This window comes from Streptomyces sp. H27-D2 (assembly GCF_035828615.1).
Classification (GTDB): domain Bacteria; phylum Actinomycetota; class Actinomycetes; order Streptomycetales; family Streptomycetaceae; genus Streptomyces.
Map to the genome: position 1 here is coordinate 43,367 of NZ_JAYMZR010000023.1, position 19,465 is coordinate 62,831.

Consider the following 19,465-nt stretch of genomic DNA (forward strand, 5'->3'; position numbering starts at 1 on the left):
CGCGGCCTCAGCGTGTGAGCCGCGAGGCAGCGGGCGCGCGCCGCTCGCGGTAGAGGAACGCCGCCAGCACGCCGCCGATCAGCCCGAACAAATGGCCCTGCCAGGAGACGCCCTCGGCGGTCGGCAGCACGCCCCACAGGATCGAGCCGTACCCGGCGGCGACCAGCACGCCGATGCCTATGTCGAGCGGCTCGCGGTCCAGGAAGCCGCGTATCAGCAGGAAGCCGAAGAGGCCGAAGACCACCCCGGAGGCCCCGGCGGTGTTGCTGCCGGCCGGCGCGATCAGCCAGACGCCCAGCCCCGCGGTCGCCATGATGACCAGAGCGGCCCCGAGGAAGCGGAGCACGCCGCCGCGCAGGGCGGCCAGGAAGCCGAGCACGAACAGCGGCACGGAGTTGGCCGCCAGATGCTCGAAGCCGAAGTGCGTGAACGCGGACGGGAAGACGTCGATCAGCTCGCCGGCCCGGCGCGGCTCGACGCCGAAGGTGTCCAGGGCGTGGCCCGTCGCGTAGTCGACCGCTTCGAGCAGCCAGAGCAGCCCGAGCCAGACCAGCATGACGCCGGCGGCCGCCTTGGCGGCGCTCGGCCGGTCCCGGACACGGCCCCGGCCGCCGCGCCGCGCGTGCGCCGGACCCTTGTCGGCCCAGCCCGGTGTCGTCGGTTCGTATGCCACGTGGTCCTCCGTAGCTCGGGCGTCGCCGGTCGGCGTGCGGGGAGCCTGCCGCGGGCTTCGCCCCGAACACACTCCTGTCACCTGATAACGGCCGCGGTATGCCCGTCGGTTCCGCCGGATAAGGTCGGGGGATGGAGAGCGGCGAAGTCAGCACGGACGCAGCGGGCGCGCAGCGGCGCCGGCCGTGGGTGGTCGGCGTCTCCGGCGCCTCGGGAACGCCGTACGCGGCCTCGGTGCTGCGCGCGCTGCTGCTGGCCGGCGAGGCGGTGGACCTGGTGATCAGCCGGGCCTCCCGGCTGACGCTGCTGGACGAGACCGGCATCGCCTTCCGGGACGCGCACTGGCGCGAGGACCTGCGCGGCTGGCTGGCGCGCGGCGCGGACGGCAGGCCGGAGACCTTCGACATCGGGCTCGCGGACCTGGCCGGGGTACGGCACTGGGCTGCCGGGGATCTGGCGGCCGGGCCGTCGTCGGGCTCGTACCCGGTGAAGGGGATGCTGATCGTCCCGGCGAGCACGGCCGGCGTGGCCGGGGTGGCGCTGGGGCTGTCGAAGGACCTTTTGCAGCGGGCCGCGAGCGTGACGCTCAAGGAGCGGCGGAAGCTGGTGGTCGTGGTGCGGGAGACCCCGCTGAACGGCCAGACGCTGCGGCATCTGGTGACGCTGGACGCGGCGGGCGCCGTGGTGCTGCCCGCCTCGCCGGCGTTCTACGCGGGTGCGACGCACATCCAGGATCTGGTGGACTTCGTCGCGGGGCGGGCGCTGGACGCGGCGGGGGTGCCGCATCAGCTGTACCGCAGGTGGGAGGGAGAGCTCGGTGGCGGCTCCCGGTCCGCTGAAGCCGGTTAGCGCTCAGTGCCCGGTGTTCGGGGCGTCCGGTGTTCGGGGCGCCCGGTGTTCGGGGCGCCCGGTGTTCGGGTCAGCGCTTCTTCGCGCGGCCGAGGCGGGACTTCACGCCGGGATGTTGACAGAATCGCAGGCAAACGGACCCTGTATGCCTTAGATTCTACATGTAAAACTCGGAAACGCTGAAAGATTGGAAGGCTCCAGGCGTATGGACGCGGTGGACAGGCAGCTCATCCAGGCCCTTCGGGAGAACGGCAGAGCCTCGTACGCGGAGCTGGGCCGGCTCGTCGGCCTCTCCGGGCCGAGCGTCACGGACCGGATCAACCGCCTGGAGGCGGCCGGTGTGGTCACCGGCTACCGCGCGACCGTCGACTCCGCCTCGCTCGGTCTCGGCGTCACCGCGCTGATCGGCATCCAGCTCTCCGACGCGGCCGACCACGAGGACGTCGCGCGGCGGCTGCGCGACCTCGCGGAGATCGAGGACTGCTGGTTCATCGCCGGCGACGACTCGTACATGCTCAAGGTGCGGGTCGGGAACGTGGACGGCCTGGAGAGCACCATCCGCCGGCTGTCCGGCACCCGGGGCGTCTCGCGGACCCGTACCACCGTCGTGCTCTCCACCAAGTGGGAGAACCGGGTGGGCGAGCTTCCCGAGGAGCCGTAGATCCAGCGGGAAACAGGACCTGGGGGGTGCCCGGCGGCCAAAAGCCGGGAGAGTACGCTCGGCGAGGCCTGATTGGTAGACATATGGGAGGCAGCCGGATGGACGCGGGACTCAAGCGCGAGCTGGAGGAGAAGGTCCATGCCGGGGAGCGACTCTCCCGCGAGGACGGCATCGCCCTCTACGAGACCGACGACCTGGCCTGGCTGGGCGGCCTCGCACACGAGGTGCGGACGCGGAAGAACGGCGACGTCGTCCACTTCAACGTCAACCGGCACCTCAACATGACGAACGTGTGCACCGCGTCATGCGCCTACTGCTCGTTCCAGCGCAAGCCGGGCGAGAAGGACGCGTACACGATGCGCATCGAGGAGGCCGTCCGGCTCGCGCAGGCGATGCGGGGCGAGAACCTCACCGAGCTGCACATCGTCAACGGGCTGCACCCGACGCTGCCGTGGCGCTACTACCCGCGCTCGCTCAAGGCGCTCAAGGAGGCTCTCCCCGAGGTCTCCCTGAAGGCCTTCACCGCGACCGAGATCCACCACTTCGAGACGATCTCCAAGCTCAGCGCCTCCGAGATCCTCGACGAGCTGATCGAGGCCGGGCTGGAGTCGCTGACCGGCGGCGGCGCCGAGATCTTCGACTGGGAGGTCCGGCAGCACATCGTCGACCACGCCACCCACTGGGAGGACTGGTCGCGCATCCACCGGCTCGCCCATGAAAAGGGTCTCAAGACCCCGGCGACGATGCTCTACGGCCACATCGAGGAGCCCCGGCACCGGGTCGACCACGTGATGCGGCTGCGCGAGATGCAGGACGAGACCGGCGGTTTCCAGGTCTTCATCCCGCTGCGCTACCAGCACGACTTCCAGGACATGAAGGACGGCAAGGTCCGTAACCGGCTCCAGGCGCGGACGACGATGGCCAGCGGCGCGGACGCGCTCAAGACCTTCGCCGTCTCCCGGCTGATGTTCGACAACGTGCCGCATGTGAAGGCCTTCTGGGTCATGCACGGCCTGGCCACCACGCAGCTCGCGCTCAACTTCGGCGCGGACGACATGGACGGCTCCATCGTGGAGTACAAGATCACCCACGACGCGGACGACTTCGGCACGCCGGACAAGCTGACCCGTCAGGACCTGCTCGACCTGATCAGGGAAGCGGGCTTCCGGCCGATCGAGCGCAACACCCGCTACGAGACCATCCGCGAGTACCCGGGCCCCGACCTGGAGCTTCGCGAGTCCCCGCAGGCCATGCGCGTCTGACGCTCCCGGGCGTCCGCGAGGGTCCTGGGCGTCCGCGAGGGCCCCGCGTCTCCCCGAAGGCCCCGGCGGGCCGGTTCGTCCGGCCCGCCGGGGCCCTCGCGCGTCCGGGCGGCGGGCCCCGGCTTCCAGTGCCGCTGACTTGATCCGAAATGCGACGTGCTTCACTGGATGGGCAGTACTTCCGGGAGAAAGAAGAATTCGCCGTGTCCCTCAAGCCGAGCGCCACGTTCCGGTACACCACGATGCGGCTGGCCGTCTTCGTCGGCTGTTTCCTGGCCGTTCTGGTCCTGGTCCGTCTGGAAGTGCTGCCCTCCGGTTTCGGCGACTCGAACCTGATGTGGGTGGTGCTGCTGGCGCTGGTGCTCTCCGCGCCGCTCAGCTTCATCCTGTTGCGCAAGCAGCGCGACGCGATGTCCGAGTCGCTCGTCGAGCGGGTGGACCGCACCAAGCAGCGGTTCGCGGAGAACCGCAGCCAGGAAGACGGCGCCAACGACGCCGCCGCCCGCTCCCAGGGCTGAGACGTACGCCGGGCGTCGCGCCCCGTACGCGCCGCCCGCCCGCGTAACGCTCGTCACATCACACCCGCACCCCATCCTGGAGCTCCCGCTCCACGGTGGGGATTTGGCATTTTCCGGGCATCGCGCGGCCGTCGGCGGAACGGCTGCCCCAAAGGACGCCTTTGATGTTCTGAAAGTACAAGTGTTAACGTGTTCGACGTGATGACAGCAGCAGCGCCCCGTAACGCCATGAGCGTCCTGCTCGTGGCGCGCCTGCATGTCGATCTCTGCCGCTGTATGTCCGCGGCCTGTTGCCGCGTCTGAGCGACCAGCAGCGGTGTCGCCCCCGGTGTGAGTGCCGGCTCCGGTTCGGCCGGGCCCCGCACCCCCTTCGGGCCCGCCGCACCCCGTTCCCCCGTGTCTCCTTGACTGCCGGAGTGTGCCCGTGTCCACGCAAGCGCCTGCCGAGAAGCCCACCGGCTTCCGGATGCCCAAGGTCCCGTTCTGGGCCCAGATCCTGACCGGTCTGGTGCTCGGTGTGCTGCTCGGCTGGGTCGCCAAGAGCGGTGACGTCGGCTGGCTCAAGGACACCCTGGAACAGGTCGGCAACATCTTCATCCAGCTGCTGAAGCTGGCCGTCGCCCCGCTGGTCTTCTTCGCGATCCTGGTGTCGATCACCAACCTGCGGCAGGTCAACAACGCCGCCCGGCTGGCGACCAGGACGCTGCTCTGGTTCATGATCACCTCGCTGATCGCGGTCGCCATCGGACTCGCGATCGGCCTGCTCACCAACCCGGGCTCCGGCACCGGCCTGACCCCCAAGGACGGGGCCAAGCCCAAGGACGCCGGCTCCTGGATCGACTTCATCACCGGCATCGTGCCGACCGACATCATCACGCCGTTCACCCAGCTGAACGTCCTGCAGATCGTCTTCATGGCCGCCGTCGCCGGCATCGCGGCCCTCCAGCTCGGCAAGAAGGCCGAGCCGGTCCTCGTCATCAGCCGCTCCGTACTGGAACTGCTCCAGAAGGCGCTGTGGTGGGTCATCCGGCTCGCCCCGATCGGCACCGTCGGCCTCATCGGCTTCGCCATCGCCGACTACGGCTGGGACCTGATCGCCAAGTACGCGACCTTCACCGCCGACATCTACATCGGCTGCGCCCTGGTGATGTTCGGCGTCTACCCGCTGCTGCTCTGGACGGTCGCCAAGGTCAACCCGGTCCAGTTCTTCCGGGGCGCCTGGCCCGCGATCCAGCTCGCCTTCGTCTCGCGCTCCTCGGTGGGCACCATGCCGGTCACCCAGAAGGTGACCGAGCGCCTCGGCGTGCCGAAGGAGTACGCCTCCTTCGCGGTGCCGTTCGGCTCCACCACCAAGATGGACGGCTGCGCCTCGATCTACCCGGCGATCGCCGCGATCTTCATCGCGCAGATCTTCGACGTCCAGCTCGGCGTCGGCGACTACCTGCTGATCGCCTTCGTCTCGGTGATCGGCTCGGCGGCCACCGCCGGTCTGACCGGCGCGACCGTGATGCTCACGCTGACCCTCTCCACGCTGGGCCTGCCGCTGGAGGGCGTCGGTCTGCTGATGGCCATCGACCCGATCCTGGACATGATGCGCACCGCGACCAACGTCGCCGGCCAGGTCGTATGCACGTTGCTCGTGGCCGCACGAGAGGGAATCCTCGATCGCGACAAGTTCAACAGTGTCCACGGGGGCCTGGAGTTGGGCGACCCGGTTGACACGGCGAAGGTTGCCGTAGCCGCGTAGGCACCATGCAGAAGATCCCCTCAGCAGAGCTGCTGGGGGGATCTTCTGCACTTCGCTACAAGGCCGGCCGTTCCCCGTTTTCGAGGTACCGCGCGTGTGCTCTGTTCCGGGCAGCGACGGCGTGCTTCATGCGGCGCACGAGCCTGGGAATCAAGAGCTGGTCGAGGGCCTCGATGCGTGACCGGGACGGAATTCTCAACTCCTCTGCATTCCGTCGATTGGCTGGGGCTGCGCAGATTGCGGCGACTCGGGAACAGCACCTCTTGCACAATCGCTTGACACCGATCAGACGAGGCAGATCACGCTTCCGGAGACTCCGGCTCTGCGCCGACCGGGGTGACCTTGATGGAGTCGATCTCCGGCGGTTTCTTGCGGCCTCTGCCGACGCTGAATACCTCCACGTGCTTGATCGCTGAGGCGACGATGGCACGGCGGCGTTCAAGGTTCTGCATGTCCTCGTCCCGCCACACCGCGAGTGCGTCGGTTTCGGTGCGCGACTCCCTGACCACGGAGGCGGCTGTGCGAGTATGGAGCGCTTGCAGTTCGGCGCGGAGGTGTTTCAAGGAGTCGAAATAGTCCTCATCCTCCATCTCGTCTGCCTTCCAGCGGTTTCGCAGGCCCCGGATTCGCTCCTCCAAGATCTTGATCTCACCCGAAAGGTCTTCCGAGGGGGCCGTCTGGGGTTTGGGCATGCGCTTCGCCAAGGCAGCTTCCACCACTTCGTTCAGGCGCTCCTCGATCCACGCATAGGAGCGGCTGACCTTTCCGCATCCCAGCTCGCCATGAGCCCCGACCTGGCCGGAGTGACAGAAACTCCGACGGAACGTGCGCCCCAGGATGGTGGCCCACTGAATCCGCATGGTCGAGCCGCAGTGACCGCACTTCAGGAAACCCGAGTAGAGGTGCTTCCTCTTCCCGGAGCCCTTTTTTGCGGGCGTGGATCGGACATTGAGGATGGTCTGAACGTTCTCCCATTCCTCCCGCGTGAGTGGGTGCGGGTAGATGCTGTCTCCGATGTCCTGGCCCTTGTAGGAGACAATGCCGCCCAAGCGTTCCGAGCGGTAGACCCGCTTGACCTTCTGGATTGCCCACGCTGTCTCGCCGCCGGAACTTCGCGAGCCATGCTCGTTCCACGCTCGTGCTACATCGCCGGGTGTCTTCTGGTCCATCAGCATCCGGTAGCCGAGTCGGATCAACTCCAGCTCATCGGGTACCACCCGTCGAAAATTCGACCCCGGCTCGAAGCCGAACACGCGCGGGCCGCCAGCATGCGGCTTGCCCTTCTCCCGCCGCTGGAGCAGCGAACTGTTGATGCGCTCCGACATACGCTCGGTCTCTTGCTGGGCCACGGCTCCTTTGATCGTGAGGATCATGCGGCCGTTGGCTGTGGCGGTGTCCTCGCCCTCCGTCGTGGCAAACGCAAAGCCGTGCTCTTGCTGCTGCTCAAGAAAGTTCGTCAGCTCGGCAATGCGCCGTGTGAGGCGGTCGATGGAGTAGACCACGACCGCGTCGATCAACCCGTCTCGGGCATCGCGCAGCATCTCCGTGTACTCCGGACGCTGCCTCTTGCTCGTAGTGGACGCCGAAATGTCGTTCTCCGGGTAGATCTTGAGTACGCCCCACCCGAGCCGTTCGCACAGCTCGCGGCAGGCTTTCTCCTGCCGCTGGATGCCGAGTTCCTGCCCCTTGCGGTCCTTGCTGATGCGGACGTAGATCCCCACGCGCTTCGGCTTGGCCACGGTCTGTCCCCTCCGTAGTCGTCCCGCATTGAGCAACGTACATACTCAAGGAACGGTTACGGGCATAGCCGGTCAAATGCTCATCCCTCATCGTCTCGGCCCGGGAGAAGATCCTGGACCACGACATGTACAACGCGGCCACCTCCTCGCCGATCGAGGACTTCGTCGGTGACGACTCGGCGACGGACGACGGTTCCGCGAACGGCGGCGGTGACGGCGGCGGGACCAACGACGGTGACGGCGGCGGGACCGATGGCGGTAACGGCGGCGACGGTGACGCCGGGGACGGCCCCGTCGGGGACCTGCCCTCGCAGCGCGAGCCGGAGCTCGTCAAAGCCTGACGGAAACAGCCGCTTTCGCACCGACCTGACGGCTGATCGATTCAAGGCTTGAACGATCGCAGCGCCGAACGCCCCTTCGCACCGTAGACTTACTTCCGAGTAAGGCTGCGGTGCGAAGGGGCTTTTCGGTGCGAAGGGGCTTTTGTCGTGAGTGCGGTGAAGAGCAAGCGGGTGCCTCGGGCGGTACGCGAGCAGCAGATGCTGGACGCGGCCGTACGGACCTTCGCGGTGCGCGGTTACCGCGCGGCCTCGATGGATGACATCGCCGAGCTGGCGGGCGTCTCCAAGCCGCTCGTCTATCTCTATCTGAACTCCAAGGAAGAGCTGTTCAGCGCTTGTATCCGGCGGGAGTCGGCGGCGCTGATCAGCGCGGTCCGGGCGGCGGCCGAACCGGGCCTCGCCGAGGGCTTCCCCGCCGACCGGCAGCTGTGGAACGGGCTGCGCGGCTTCTTCGCGCACACCGCGGAGCACCCGAACTCCTGGGCGGTGCTGCACCAGCAGGCCCGTACCCAGGGTGAGCCCTTCGCGTGCGAGGTCGCCGTGATGCGCGCGGAGCTCGTCGATCTGGTGACCCAACTGATCGCGGCGGCGGCCCGGGAGGCCGACTGCGACCGGGAACTGGCCGAGCGGGAGGTCTCCGGGCTCGCGCACGCGCTGGTGGGAGCGGCCGAGTCGCTGACCGAGTGGGCCGGCGAGGCGGAGGGGCAGGGCCCCTCCGCCAAGGAGACGGCGCTTACTCTGATGAATTTCGCGTGGGCGGGGCTGGAGAGCCTGATGAGCGGGCGGCGCTGGTCTCCGGGGCAGTAGGGGGCCGGGGTCCGGCCTTCCGGCGCGCGCCTGTCCGGTGCCGCGCCCGCCGCGTTCCTGTGCCTGCGGTGTCCTCGATCTCCTCAGCCTCGGCCGGGGAATGCCCCCACCGGGCCGAATCGAGCCCTCCCCCAGCCTTGGCTGGGAGGTGCCCTCGCGGGCTAAATTCAGCCCGTTGGGGGCACCTCCCGGACGAAGTCTGGGGGAGATTGAGGACACCCGTCCACCCGGCGGAACTGGTCGACCATCGCGGTCGCCCGCTTAGACCGGCCGTACGGTCCCCGACAAGTGGAGCCGCGAGCCGCCCTCGCCCGAACCACCGCGGCCCCCGCCGCCATCGCCGCCACCGCGCAGCTGAAACGTCGCGCCCTCGTCCGAGTACGAGGCCGCGTACGCGACCGTGGCCGGAAGCAGCACCGGGGCCCTGAAGTTCGCGCGGATGCGGACCGCGTCGCCGACCGCCGGGGCGGCTTCGGCGACGCAGCGGGCGAGGGTCCACATGCCGTGCGCGATGGCGCGCGGGAAGCCGAGGGGCTTCGCGGTGAGCGGGTAGAGGTGGATCGGGTTGTAGTCGCCGGAGACGGCGGCGTGCCGGCGGCCCAGGTTCGCGGGCAGCTCCCAGGTCGCGCGCACCGGCAGCGCGGGTTCCTCCGGCAGGGGGCGGCGGGCGGTCGCCGCGGGCGCAGGCGTGGCCGGTGTGCGGTATCCGGGCGGGGTGCGGGGCGCAGGCGTGGCCGGGGAGTCCGCGGTGCGGTGCCGGGCGAGGTAGCGGCTCAGGTCGCGCCAGACCAGCGCCCCGCCGCGCCGGGCCTCGGTGACCACGACGACTTCGGTGCCGCGTGGGTGCGGGATCAATTTCTCGGCGTAGACGGTGAGTTCGGGCGCGTCGTCGAGGCGCAGCGGCTCGTACTGGGTGATCTCGATGCCGGTGTGCACCAGGCCGAGCAGCGGCAGCGGGAAGGCGCGGCTGCTCATCAGCCGTGCGGCCAGCGGGAAGCCGAGGATGTGCGGGTAGGTCGGCGGCAGCGGGTCGCCGGCCCGGTAGCCGCAGAGCCGGGCGTACGCGGCGGTGCGGCCGACGTCGATCCGGGTGGCGGCGAGGACCAGCCGGGTGTCGGGCGGCGTCGAGTCGGGGCCGGGGCGTTTGCCGATGCCGGTGAGGACTCCCCGGCCGAGGGCGGGCATCAGCCGGGGCGGCCGGGACAGCTTGATGTCGGTCATGTTCGGGCTCCCAGCGGCGGGCCGAGGTGGCGGGTGGAGCGGCGGCCAAAGGAGGTGGTGGTGACGTGAAGACAGCGATCGGCCATTGGCCTGCTCCTCAGCCTGCCGTAAGTTTACTTTTGAGTAAGGTTACTGCTGGGTCAGGAGTGGGGACTCGTACGCCCGAGGAACCCGGACGCCCCGAGGAATCCGGACCAGAGTTGAGGAGCTGATCGTGCCCCGTCAGGAAACCGCACCCTCACCCGTGCTCGTGCAGCCGAGAAAAGTCACCGCTCGCGGGGCGGTGCGCGAGGTTTCGGTACCGCCGCTGGTACCGCCTGTGCCGACCGGCTCGCTCGCGGACATCCCCTTCGTCAACGCGGCCGAGGCGCCCGCCGACGCCGTGCTCAGCCGCAAGCAGCCGGACGGCAGTTGGCGGGACGTCACCGCCGCCACCTTCGCCGCCGAGGTGCTGGCCGTCGCGAAGGGGCTGATCGCCTACGGGTTCCGGCCCGGCGACCGACTAGCGATCATGGCCAGGACGACCTACGAGTGGACGCTGCTGGACTTCGGCGCCTGGGCCGCCGGGCTGGTCACCGTCCCCATCTACCCGACGTCCTCCGCGCTCCAGGCCCGCTGGATCATCCATGACTCGGGCGCGGTCGGCTGCGCCGTCGAGAACGTCGAGCAGACCCGGCTGATCAGCGCCGAGCGCGGCAAGCTGCCGCACCTTGAGCACCTCTGGCAGTTCGACGCGGGCGCGGTGTGCCAGCTGACCAACGCGGGCCGCAGGATTCCCGACTCGCTGGTGACCGAGCGGCGGGCCGGGCTGAGCCCGCAGAGCACCGCCACCCTCATCTACACCTCCGGCACCACCGGCCGTCCCAAGGGCTGCGTGCTGACCCACGGCAACTTCTTCGCCGAGGTCGACAACTCCATAGAACTGCTGCACCCCGTCTTCAAGTCGGTCAGCAAGGAGCCCGCCTCCACGCTGCTCTTCCTGCCGCTCTCGCACGTCTTCGGCCGGATGGTCGCCGTCGGCTGCCTGCGCTCCCGAGTGCGGCTAGGCCACGCCCCGAGCATCCGGACCGACGAGCTGCTCGCCGACCTCGCGGGCTTCCGGCCGACGTTCCTGCTGGCCGTCCCGTACGTCCTCGAAAAGGTCTTCAACACGGGCCGGGCCACCGCCGAGAAGATGGGCCGCGTCGCCTCGTTCGACCGGGCCGCCAAGATCGCGCGGCGCTACGGCGAAGCGGTCGAGAAGGCGGAGCGCGGCACCGGACCCGGCCCCGGGGCGGGCCTGCGCGCGGCCCGCGCGCTCTACGACCCGCTCGTCTACCGGCGCATCCGGGCCGCGCTCGGGGGCCGGGTGCGCTACGCGATCTGCGGCGGCTCACCGCTCGGCCACCCGCTCGCCGCGTTCTACGCGGGCGCGGGCATCGAGATCTTCGAGGGCTACGGACTGACCGAGACGACGGCCGCCGCCACCGTCACCCCGCCCCTCAAGCCCCGGCTGGGCACGGTCGGCTGGCCGCTGCCGGGCAGCGCGGTCCGGATCGCGGACGACGGCGAGGTGCTGCTCAGCGGCGGCCAGGTGTTCAGCGGCTACTGGGACTCGGCGAGCGGCACGGCGATCCCGGCGGAGCACGTCGGCGGCTGGTTCCCGACCGGCGACATCGGCGCGCTGGACGAGGACGGCTACCTCACCATCACCGGCCGCAAGAAGGAACTGATCATCACGACGAGCGGCAAGAACGTCGCCCCCGCCCCGCTGGAGGACCGGCTGCGCGCCCACCCGCTGGTCGGCCAGTGCCTGGTGATCGGCGACAACCGCCCGTACGTCACCGCGCTGATCACGCTGGAGCCGGACGGGCTCCAGCACTGGCGGCAGATGAAGCACAAGCGGGATGTGCCGATGCGGGAGCTGGTCACCGACGAACGGTTGCTCGCCGAGCTCCAGTACGCGGTGGACGAGACGAACAAGCTGGTCTCGCGCGGCGAATCGATTCGCCGGTTCGCCGTGCTGACGACGGAATTCACCGAGGAGTCCGGCCACCTCACGCCGTCGCTGAAGCTCAAGCGGGCAGCGGTCATGCGGGACTTCGCGCAGGAGATCGAGGGTCTGTACGGGACGCGGTGACGCTGCCGCCGAGCGGTCTCCGCTGGGTTCTCCGCTGGGCGGGACCGGGGGCGGGATCGGGGGCGGCCGGTCCTGCGGCGGTCGGTCCACGGCGGCGGGGCGCGCGGTCTGCGATTGGCGCGGGGCCGCGGGCATGGCGCGGGGGCGCGCACGGGTGGCTCGCGCGCCCGGCGCGGGGACGGTGGCTTGCGCGTCGGGGCGCACGCTGTGGCTTGCGCGGGGGTGCTCGGGCTCACCGCTGTGGCCCTTGAGGTGATCGAAGCAAACGGCAGCGCCGAGATCCTCGACCCGGGGGCCCAACAGGAGTAGATGTCCCTGTAACCGGCCCGAGCCGGACCAGGCCGAGCCCAGTGGGATCAGGTCGGCTTCACGGGGTGCGCCGGGCGGGCCTCGGGAGGTGTGGCGTGGTGATCAGCGCTCGGATGGCAGTGGTCCTCGACGCTCTGGAGACGGCAGGGCGGGACGCCCCCGCCGCTGCCCGCGCCCCCGACCGGAGCGGCCCGCGCGGCCTCCGGCAGATCCCCGCCCGTGGCCGGCCGCACGGCCCCCGCGCACGCCCCCGGCGTGAACACGGCCGCGACCGCCGTCCAGGCCGCGGCGCTGTCGGCCTGGGCCAGGCTCCGTTGGCCGCGGGAGCGCGGGCGCTGGGCCTCGACGGGCTGGCCGTCTCGCTGCTGCCGGACGCCGACGCCGACGCCGCCACCCACGACGCTGCCGCAGCCGGCCGGATCGAGCTGGTGGCCCACACCTGCGCCCGCGGAGCGCGCTTCGTGGACCTGCAGAGCAGCCTGGGCGCCGGTCCCAGCGAGGAAGCCGAGCTGCGCGGCGTCCCCGTGCTCGCCGACGATCTCGCCCAGGTCCCGGAAGCCCGCTGGCCCGGCCTGCCGACCGCGGCCCCGGAGCTGGGCGTACGGGCCGGGTTCGCCTTCCCGCTGCGGATCGGCGTCATCCGGGTCGGCGTGCTGACCGGCCACCGCGGCCTCCCCGGCGCGCTCCCCGTACAGGCGCTCGCCGACGCGCACGCGTTCGCCGACCGGCTGACGCTGCTCCTGCTGACGCCGCCCGCCGGGGACGGCGATCCGGACAGCGACCCGGACGCCGATCCGGACGCCGACCCGGCGGGCTGGCCCGCGCTGGGGCCCGTACTGCGCCGCACTGTGTTGCACCAGGCCACCGGCATGGTCGCGGCGCAGCTGGGGATCAGCCCGGCGGCGGCGATGCTGCGGCTGCGGGGCCATGCGTTGTGCCACGGCGTGGCGTTGTTGGAGGTTGCTCGGGATGTTGTTCATCTGCGGTTGCGGCTGCGTGGGGGTCTTGCGGACGCGGGCGGGGGCGTGTGCGGTGACCGTGATGATTGACCGGTCGGGCCGGTGGGCGGGTGTCCTCAAACTCCCCCAGACTTCGTCCGGGACGTGGCCCCAACGGGCTTAATTTGCAGCCGGCACCGCCGCTCGAAGGCTGGAGGAGAGCTGAATCAGCAATTCCCCCGCGTCCGCTCGCCCGCGAAGCGGTCGGCCAGCCAGTCCATCGCTGGGAACGCGCCCACCGTCACGCCCCCGATGTGTCCGAGCAGCGGGTGCGACCTCCACTGGACCGTGGCGCCCTTCGCGCACCAGTCGCTGCGCAGTTGTTGGCCGACGCGGTATGGGATCAGCTCGTCGATGCCTCCGTGGTAGAGGTAGACGGGGTGGTCGGGCCGGTGTGAGCCGAGGTTGCTCTCGCGCAGCCGTTGCTGCCAGTCCGGCTCGTCCAGCGGGTTCTTGACCGTTACGTCGGAGATCCGCTGGAACAGCGCGGCGACGGTGTCGATGGCGACGCAGTTGTTCTTCATGAAGTCGACGTAGAAGCGGCCCTTGTCGTTGAGGTACTTGTCCAGCCGCAGCTCGGGGAAGGCCGCGTTCTGGCCGGTGGCGGCCATCAGGATGAGGCCCGCGCCGATGTTGCCGTCGTTGAAGTCGGCGACCTTCATGAGGTCGCCGGGGACGCCGCCGGTGGCTGTGCCCTTCACGTTCAGTTCGGGGGCGTACGAGTCGTGCAGCTCGGCGGCCCAGCTCGACGCCTGGCCGCCCTGTGAGTAGCCCATGATCCCCACCGGGCCGTCGGCGGGCAGTCCGGCCTCGGGCAGCCGCTGGGCGGCGCGCGCCGCGTCGAGCACGGACTGGCCTTCGGCGCGGCCCACCGTGTAGGTGTGTTCGCCGGGGGTGCCCAGGCCCTCGTAGTCGGTGACGGCGACGGCCCAGCCGCGCTGCACGGCCACGTTGATGAGGTTCGCCTCGATGGTGGTGCCGGACGGGAAGCCCTTCGAGGGCGCGCACTTGTCGGCGAGGCCGACGGTCCCCACGGCGTAGGTGACGAGCGGACGCGGCCCCTTGCGGCCGTCCTTGGGCACGATGACCGTGCCGGAGACGGTGTTGGGCTTGCCGTCGGCGGTGGTCGAGCGGTACTCGATGTGCCAGGCCCTGGTGTTCGTCGGCTGTCCGGGCAGCGGGTGGAACGAGGTCGGCGCGGAGCTGACGATGTCGCCCGGCCGGTCGGCCAGGCCCGCCGGGTCCGTCCGGTCCTGGGCCGCGCCGGCGGTGTTCGGCAGCACCGCCGCGACGAGCAGCGCCGCCGCCGCCGCGACGAGCACGCCCTTTCCGGTCGCGGTGCGGGGTCCGCTGCCGTGGCGCGGTTTCTTCGGCGTGCTCGGTTTCTTCGGCGTCCTCGATGTTCTGATGTGCATCTGCGGCTCTCCCAACGGTCCAGGGGGTCCGGGCTGGTTGAGGGGACCGTAGTGACTCGCGGGTAAGGCGGGCGCTGACCAGGAAGCTCAGCTTTGTTGACTCTGTGTCTCACGGTCCAGCCGGTACGCGCCCGGCGTCGTCCCCGTCCAGCGCCGGAACGCCCGGTGGAAGGCGGTGTCCTCGGAGAAGCCCAGCCGCGACGCCAACTCCGCGATCGTCTCCCGCCCCTCCACCAGCCCGGTGATCGCCGCGTCCCGTCGCACCGCGTCCTTGAGCCGCTGGAAGGAGGCGCCCTCCGCCTGGAGCCGCCGCCGCAGGGTCGCCGGGCTGACCGCGAGCCGGGCCGCGACCGCGGGGACCTCCGGCAGCCGCGTCGCGCCGTCCCCGCGCAGCGCCCGTACGAGCACCTGCCGCACCTGTTCGGCGACCGTCGTCCCGTAGTCCCGGCGGCTCAGCAGGTCGGCGGGCGCGCGGTGGAGCAGGTCGGTGAGCGTCGACTCGTCCTGGATGACGGGGGCCGCCAGCCAGCGCGGGTCGAAGCCCGCGCCGGTGCGGGCCGCGCCGAACCGTACGGGGCAGCCGAAGAGCAGGGCGTACTCGCTCGCGTACGGGGGAGCGGGGTAGGCGAACTCGGCCCACAGCAGCGGGATGCGGCGGCCGATCAGCCAGCTCGACAGCCGGTGCCAGATGATGATCAGGCACTCGGAGAGGAAGTGGTCCTCGTCGTGGGTGAGGTCGTTGCGGATCACGAAGACGGCTTCGGGGCGGGCGTCTTCACCGCCTGTGCGGGCAGGTCCACCGGGCGCGGACGCGGGCGCGTGGAGCGCCAGGTCCGGCCCGTCGGGGAAGAGCCCGTAGAACCGTACGGCCCGGCGCAGCGCCGCCCCCAGGTCGCGGCAGCCCAGCGTGGCGTGGCACATCATCTCGAAGCTGCCGCGTCTGCTGGGGGCGGCGCCCAGGCCGAGGAACTCGTCGCCGGTGGCCCGGTGCAGGGCCTTGACCAGGCGGGTGAACTGCTCGGGGGTGACCCGCGCCCGGTCGTCGCCGAGCAGCAGCGGCGGTATCTGCGCGGCCTGCAACAGCGGGAGGGTGTCGACGCCGAGCCGCTGCGCGCCGCGGAGCGCGGCCCGCACGTGGTGCACCGAGATCGTCCGCCTGCCCATGCCGCGCCCTCCCGGGAGCCGGTCCTTTTTGACCCCGCGGTCCCCGGACCCCGAGGCCACGCTAGACCCAATGAGCGCTGCGGTCAGTCGTGGTGACGTTTCCCGTCATGCCCGTTCGTCCCGACCTGTCCATAGCGTCTTGGAGTACGAGCCACAGGGAGGCGCGCTATGCCCAGCACAGCACAGCAGTCCCAGGAGCAGCCTCAGGAACGGCCCAAGGATCAGCCCCAGGAACAGCCCACGGACCAGCAGCGGGGAGCACAGCGGGACCAGCCCCAAGACCAGTCCGAACAGCCGGCCAGCCTCGCCCTCTTCGCCGACTGGATAGGCGAACGCCACGGCGACACCCCCGCGCTGCGCTTCAAGCGGGACGACAGCTGGCACGAAGTGAGCTACACCGAGCTGCGCGAGACCGTGCGCGGCATCGGGCGCGGGCTGATCGGGCTCGGCGTGCGGGCGGGGGACCGGGTCGCGATCCTCGCGGAGACCCGGCCCGAGTGGACGTACGCGCACTTCGCGGCGTTCGCGGCGGGGGCGGTCGTCGTGCCGGTCTATCCGACGGCGGGCGAGGAGGAGTTGGCCTGGGTGCTCGGCGACTCGGCGACCTCGGTGATCATCTGCGAGGACCCGGCGCAGGCGGCGCGGGTGGAGGGCGTCAGGGAGCGGCTGCCCGAGCTGCGGCACGTGATTCTGATGGAAGGGGAGGGCACTGCCCAGAGGGCCGCCGGCGGGAGCGCCGGCGAGGATCTGACGCTGACCGCGCTGCCCGCCCCGGCCCCGCTCGCCGAGCTCCTCGCGCGCGCCGCGCAGCGTACGGCCGACGACCTGGCCTCCATCGTCTACACCTCCGGCACCACCGGGCTCCCCAAGGGCTGCCGTCTCACCCACGGCAACATCGGCGCGGTGCAGGGCGGCACCCTGCACCTGACCGACGGCGGTCCCGGCGACACCACGTATCTCTACCTCCCGCTCGCCCACCTGATGGCGCAGCTCATCGAACTCAAGACGCTGCTGCTGGGCGGCGCGCTCTGCTACTTCGGCGGCCGGATCGAGAACATCGTCGCCGAGCTGGCCGAGGCCCGCCCCACCCATCTGCCGTCCGTACCGCGGCTCTTCGAGAAGGTGCACGCGAGCGTGCTCTCGCTCGCCGAGTCGCAGGGGCCCGAGGGGCGGGCGCGCTTCGAGGCGGCGGTGCGGTTCGGGGTCGAGGTCGCGGAGCTGCGCTCGCGCGGCGAGGAGCCGACGGGGGAGGCGCTGGAGCGCTGGCGGGCGGCCGACAAGGCGCTGTACTCGCTGGTCCGTACGGTCTTCGGGGGCCGGCTCCGGTGGGCGCTGACCGGAGCCGCGCCCATCGCCCCGCAGACCCTGGACTTCCTGCGGGCCTGCGGCATCGCGGTGTTCGAGGGCTACGGAATGACCGAGTCCGGCGGAGTGATCTCGCTCAACCACCCGGAGGCGGTCCGCTACGGGACGGTCGGCCGCCCGATGCCGGGCTGCGAGGTCAGGATCGCCGAGGACGGCGAGGTGCTGGCCCGCGGCCCCAATGTGTTCCCCGGCTATCACGCCAACCAGGACGCGACGCGGGACACCCTGGACGCGGACGGCTGGCTGTACACCGGTGACCTCGGCTCGCTCGACGCGGACGGCTATCTGAGCATCACCGGCCGCAAGAAGGACCTGATCATCACGTCGGCGGGGAAGAACCTGACCCCCTCGCAGACCGAGTTCGCGATCCAGCGCTCGCGGTGGGTGTCCCGCGCGGTCATGGTCGGCGACCGCCGCCCGTACCCGGTCGCGCTGATCACCCTCGAAGCGGACGAGATCGCGGCCTGGGCGGACCGCGAGGGCGTACGGCTCGGCGGCCGGCCGTCCCGGCACCCCGCCGTACGGGCCCTGGTCCAGGAGGCGGTCGACGAGGCCAACGCCGAGGTGGCCAGGCCGGCCCGGATACGGGCCTTCGCACTGCTGGACGAGGACTTCACCATCGACAGCGGCATCCTCACGCCCACCCTCAAGCTCCGCCGCAAGGCGGTCGCGGAGCGCTACGCGGAGGAGATCGAGGCGCTGTACGAGGGGTAGCGGTAGCGGCCGGGGCGCGGCCCTCAAGCCGCCCCTGAACACCTGAACAGCAGAAACCCCGCGCCACCACCGAAATGGTGAGCGCGGGGTTCCTTAGGCGGTGCGTAATCAACCGCGATCGGTCGGCACCCAGGCGATTAGACCGGGGTGACGTTCTCCGCCTGAGGGCCCTTCGGACCCTGCGTGACGTCGAAGTTCACGGCCTGGTTCTCCTCAAGGGAGCGGAACCCGGCCGCGTTGATCGCGGAGTAGTGGACGAAGACATCGGGACCGCCGCCGTCCTGGGCGATGAAGCCGAAGCCCTTTTCAGCGTTGAACCACTTGACGGTTCCGGTAGCCATAAGCCCTCCTTGGGCCAAAGGGTTGCCCTGCTCCAGAACCTGCAAGAAGTCTGAAAACTACAAAAGCCTACGGAGTTACATGCTCCGCAGGCTCTGTACTGCAAGGGAAACCAAACTGCAACTTGCGGCGAGCCTAGCACGCAGTATCCGGCTCGGGAAAGAGTCCTAGATCACGCCCAACGGGGGCATCGCGGGACCCCACGAGGGGTATTCCTCTCCGCCGTTCCGACCCCGCACCGGGCACCCCGGCAGGCTCATCGGCACGGACCGGGGCTAGCCTCCGGTTGTGGACAATTCAACCCTTGGCGCCGCTGCCCCCACCGACCACCGTCGGAGTCGGCCGCGGGTCGGTCACATCCAGTTCCTCAACTGCCTGCCCCTTTATTGGGGCCTCGCCCGCACCGGGACGCTGCTCGATCTGGAGATGAGCAAGGACACCCCCGAAAAGCTCAGCGAGCAGCTCGTGCGGGGCGAACTCGACATCGCGCCGGTCACCCTCGTCGAGTTCCTGCGCAACGCCGACCAACTCGTCGCGCTCCCCGACATCGCGGTCGGCTGCGACGGCCCGGTGATGTCCTGCGTGATCGTCTCGCAGGTGCCGCTCGACCAGCTCGACGGCGCCCGGGTCGCCCTCGGCTCCACCTCGCGCACCTCGGTGCGCCTCGCACAGCTGCTGCTCGCCGAGCAGTACGGCGTCCGGCCGGACTACTACAGCTGCCCGCCGGACCTCGGCCTGATGATGCAGGAGGCGGACGCCGCCGTACTCATCGGGGACGCCGCGCTGCGCGCGAATCTGCACGACGCGCCCCGGCTCGGCCTGGAGGTCCACGACTTGGGGCAGATGTGGAAGGACTGGACCGGACTGCCGTTCGTCTTCGCGGTCTGGGCCGCGCGCCGCGACTTCCTGGAGCGGGAGCCGGAGCTCGTGCACGAGGTCCATCAGGCGTTCCTCGCCTCCCGCGACCTGTCGCTGCAAGAGGTCGCCAAGGTCGCCGAGCAGGCCGCGCGCTGGGAGACCTTCGACGCGAAGCTGCTGGAGCGCTACTTCACGACGCTCGACTTCCGGCTGGGCGCGGAGCAGCTGGCGGGCATCGCGGAGTTCGCCCGCCGGACCGGTTCCACCACGGGGTTCCCGGCGGACGTGAAGGTCGAGCTGCTGACGCCCGCGTTGAGCGTGGGGGCGAGTTGAATCCGGCTGATCCCGGAACCGGCTGATCCCCGGC

General features: G+C 70.5%; 17 protein-coding genes. 11 read left to right on the top strand and 6 right to left on the bottom strand.

The genetic code is table 11. The features are described from left to right. Positions 1-7 precede the first annotated feature (7 nt). Entirely contained in the window at positions 8-556 is a 549-nt protein-coding gene (locus QMK28_RS12010) for a rhomboid family intramembrane serine protease (RefSeq protein WP_326437109.1), read from the bottom strand. Positions 557-804: 248 nt separating this feature from the next. Here QMK28_RS12010 and QMK28_RS12015 point away from each other — a divergent pair, with 248 nt between their 5' ends. The 5 genes from QMK28_RS12015 to QMK28_RS12035 all read left to right on the top strand — a co-directional run bounded on the left by QMK28_RS12015 (position 805) and on the right by QMK28_RS12035 (position 5,709). Then, a complete protein-coding gene (locus QMK28_RS12015) occupies positions 805-1,521 on the top strand; it encodes a UbiX family flavin prenyltransferase (protein ID WP_326437078.1) in 717 nt (238 codons plus the stop codon). A gap of 205 nt (positions 1,522-1,726) precedes the next feature. Continuing rightward, complete coding sequence (locus tag QMK28_RS12020; protein WP_326437079.1) at positions 1,727-2,182, top strand: Lrp/AsnC family transcriptional regulator; 456 nt, start codon at positions 1,727-1,729, stop codon at positions 2,180-2,182. A 98-nt stretch (positions 2,183-2,280) separates the two neighbouring features. After that, the gene (gene mqnE / locus QMK28_RS12025) at positions 2,281-3,444 is read left to right on the top strand and encodes an aminofutalosine synthase MqnE (RefSeq protein WP_326437080.1); all 1,164 of its coding nucleotides are present in this window, start codon (positions 2,281-2,283) and stop codon (positions 3,442-3,444) included. A gap of 203 nt (positions 3,445-3,647) precedes the next feature. Next, the gene (locus QMK28_RS12030) at positions 3,648-3,962 is read left to right on the top strand and encodes a DUF4229 domain-containing protein (protein ID WP_326437081.1); all 315 of its coding nucleotides are present in this window, start codon (positions 3,648-3,650) and stop codon (positions 3,960-3,962) included. A gap of 466 nt (positions 3,963-4,428) precedes the next feature. Then, positions 4,429-5,709, top strand: coding sequence for a dicarboxylate/amino acid:cation symporter (locus QMK28_RS12035; RefSeq protein WP_326437110.1), 1,281 nt, complete (start codon positions 4,429-4,431; stop codon positions 5,707-5,709). Between the two features lie 299 nt (positions 5,710-6,008). Here the strand turns inward: QMK28_RS12035 and QMK28_RS12040 are convergent, their stop codons facing one another. Continuing rightward, positions 6,009-7,448, bottom strand: a complete 1,440-nt coding sequence (locus QMK28_RS12040; protein WP_326437082.1) for a recombinase family protein — start codon at positions 7,446-7,448, stop codon at positions 6,009-6,011. A 125-nt stretch (positions 7,449-7,573) separates the two neighbouring features. Between QMK28_RS12040 and QMK28_RS12045 the strand changes: the two genes are divergently transcribed. Both QMK28_RS12045 and QMK28_RS12050 read left to right on the top strand, forming a co-directional pair. After that, positions 7,574-7,789 carry a hypothetical protein gene (locus QMK28_RS12045; RefSeq protein ID WP_326437083.1) on the top strand — a complete coding sequence of 72 codons (216 nt, stop codon included), beginning with the start codon at positions 7,574-7,576 and terminating at the stop codon, positions 7,787-7,789. Between the two features lie 147 nt (positions 7,790-7,936). Next, positions 7,937-8,596 (top strand): TetR/AcrR family transcriptional regulator, encoded by a 660-nt coding sequence (locus QMK28_RS12050; protein ID WP_326437084.1) that lies wholly within the window; start codon positions 7,937-7,939, stop codon positions 8,594-8,596. A gap of 261 nt (positions 8,597-8,857) precedes the next feature. Here the strand turns inward: QMK28_RS12050 and QMK28_RS12055 are convergent, their stop codons facing one another. Further along, positions 8,858-9,817 carry a MaoC/PaaZ C-terminal domain-containing protein gene (locus tag QMK28_RS12055; protein WP_326437085.1) on the bottom strand — a complete coding sequence of 320 codons (960 nt, stop codon included), beginning with the start codon at positions 9,815-9,817 and terminating at the stop codon, positions 8,858-8,860. Between the two features lie 214 nt (positions 9,818-10,031). On the opposite strand from QMK28_RS12055, the gene QMK28_RS12060 reads away from it, so the two are divergent. Both QMK28_RS12060 and QMK28_RS12065 read left to right on the top strand, forming a co-directional pair. Next, complete coding sequence (locus QMK28_RS12060; RefSeq protein WP_443050688.1) at positions 10,032-11,936, top strand: AMP-dependent synthetase/ligase; 1,905 nt, start codon at positions 10,032-10,034, stop codon at positions 11,934-11,936. Between the two features lie 404 nt (positions 11,937-12,340). Further along, positions 12,341-13,294, top strand: a complete 954-nt coding sequence (locus tag QMK28_RS12065; protein ID WP_326437086.1) for an ANTAR domain-containing protein — start codon at positions 12,341-12,343, stop codon at positions 13,292-13,294. A 116-nt stretch (positions 13,295-13,410) separates the two neighbouring features. On the opposite strand, the gene QMK28_RS12070 is transcribed toward QMK28_RS12065, so the two are convergent. Beyond that, positions 13,411-14,658: a lipase family protein gene (locus QMK28_RS12070; RefSeq protein ID WP_326437087.1), complete on the bottom strand. Its 1,248-nt coding sequence runs from the start codon at positions 14,656-14,658 to the stop codon at positions 13,411-13,413. Between the two features lie 87 nt (positions 14,659-14,745). Further along, positions 14,746-15,822 (bottom strand): AraC family transcriptional regulator, encoded by a 1,077-nt coding sequence (locus QMK28_RS12075; RefSeq protein WP_326437088.1) that lies wholly within the window; start codon positions 15,820-15,822, stop codon positions 14,746-14,748. A gap of 168 nt (positions 15,823-15,990) precedes the next feature. On the opposite strand from QMK28_RS12075, the gene QMK28_RS12080 reads away from it, so the two are divergent. Further along, complete coding sequence (locus QMK28_RS12080; RefSeq protein ID WP_326437089.1) at positions 15,991-17,901, top strand: AMP-binding protein; 1,911 nt, start codon at positions 15,991-15,993, stop codon at positions 17,899-17,901. Positions 17,902-18,038: 137 nt separating this feature from the next. Here QMK28_RS12080 and QMK28_RS12085 read toward each other — a convergent pair whose 3' ends face one another. Next, complete coding sequence (locus tag QMK28_RS12085) at positions 18,039-18,242, bottom strand: cold-shock protein (RefSeq protein WP_326437090.1); 204 nt, start codon at positions 18,240-18,242, stop codon at positions 18,039-18,041. Between the two features lie 286 nt (positions 18,243-18,528). Between QMK28_RS12085 and QMK28_RS12090 the strand changes: the two genes are divergently transcribed. Next, positions 18,529-19,431 (top strand): menaquinone biosynthetic enzyme MqnA/MqnD family protein, encoded by a 903-nt coding sequence (locus tag QMK28_RS12090; RefSeq protein WP_326437091.1) that lies wholly within the window; start codon positions 18,529-18,531, stop codon positions 19,429-19,431. Positions 19,432-19,465: the final 34 nt, after the last annotated feature.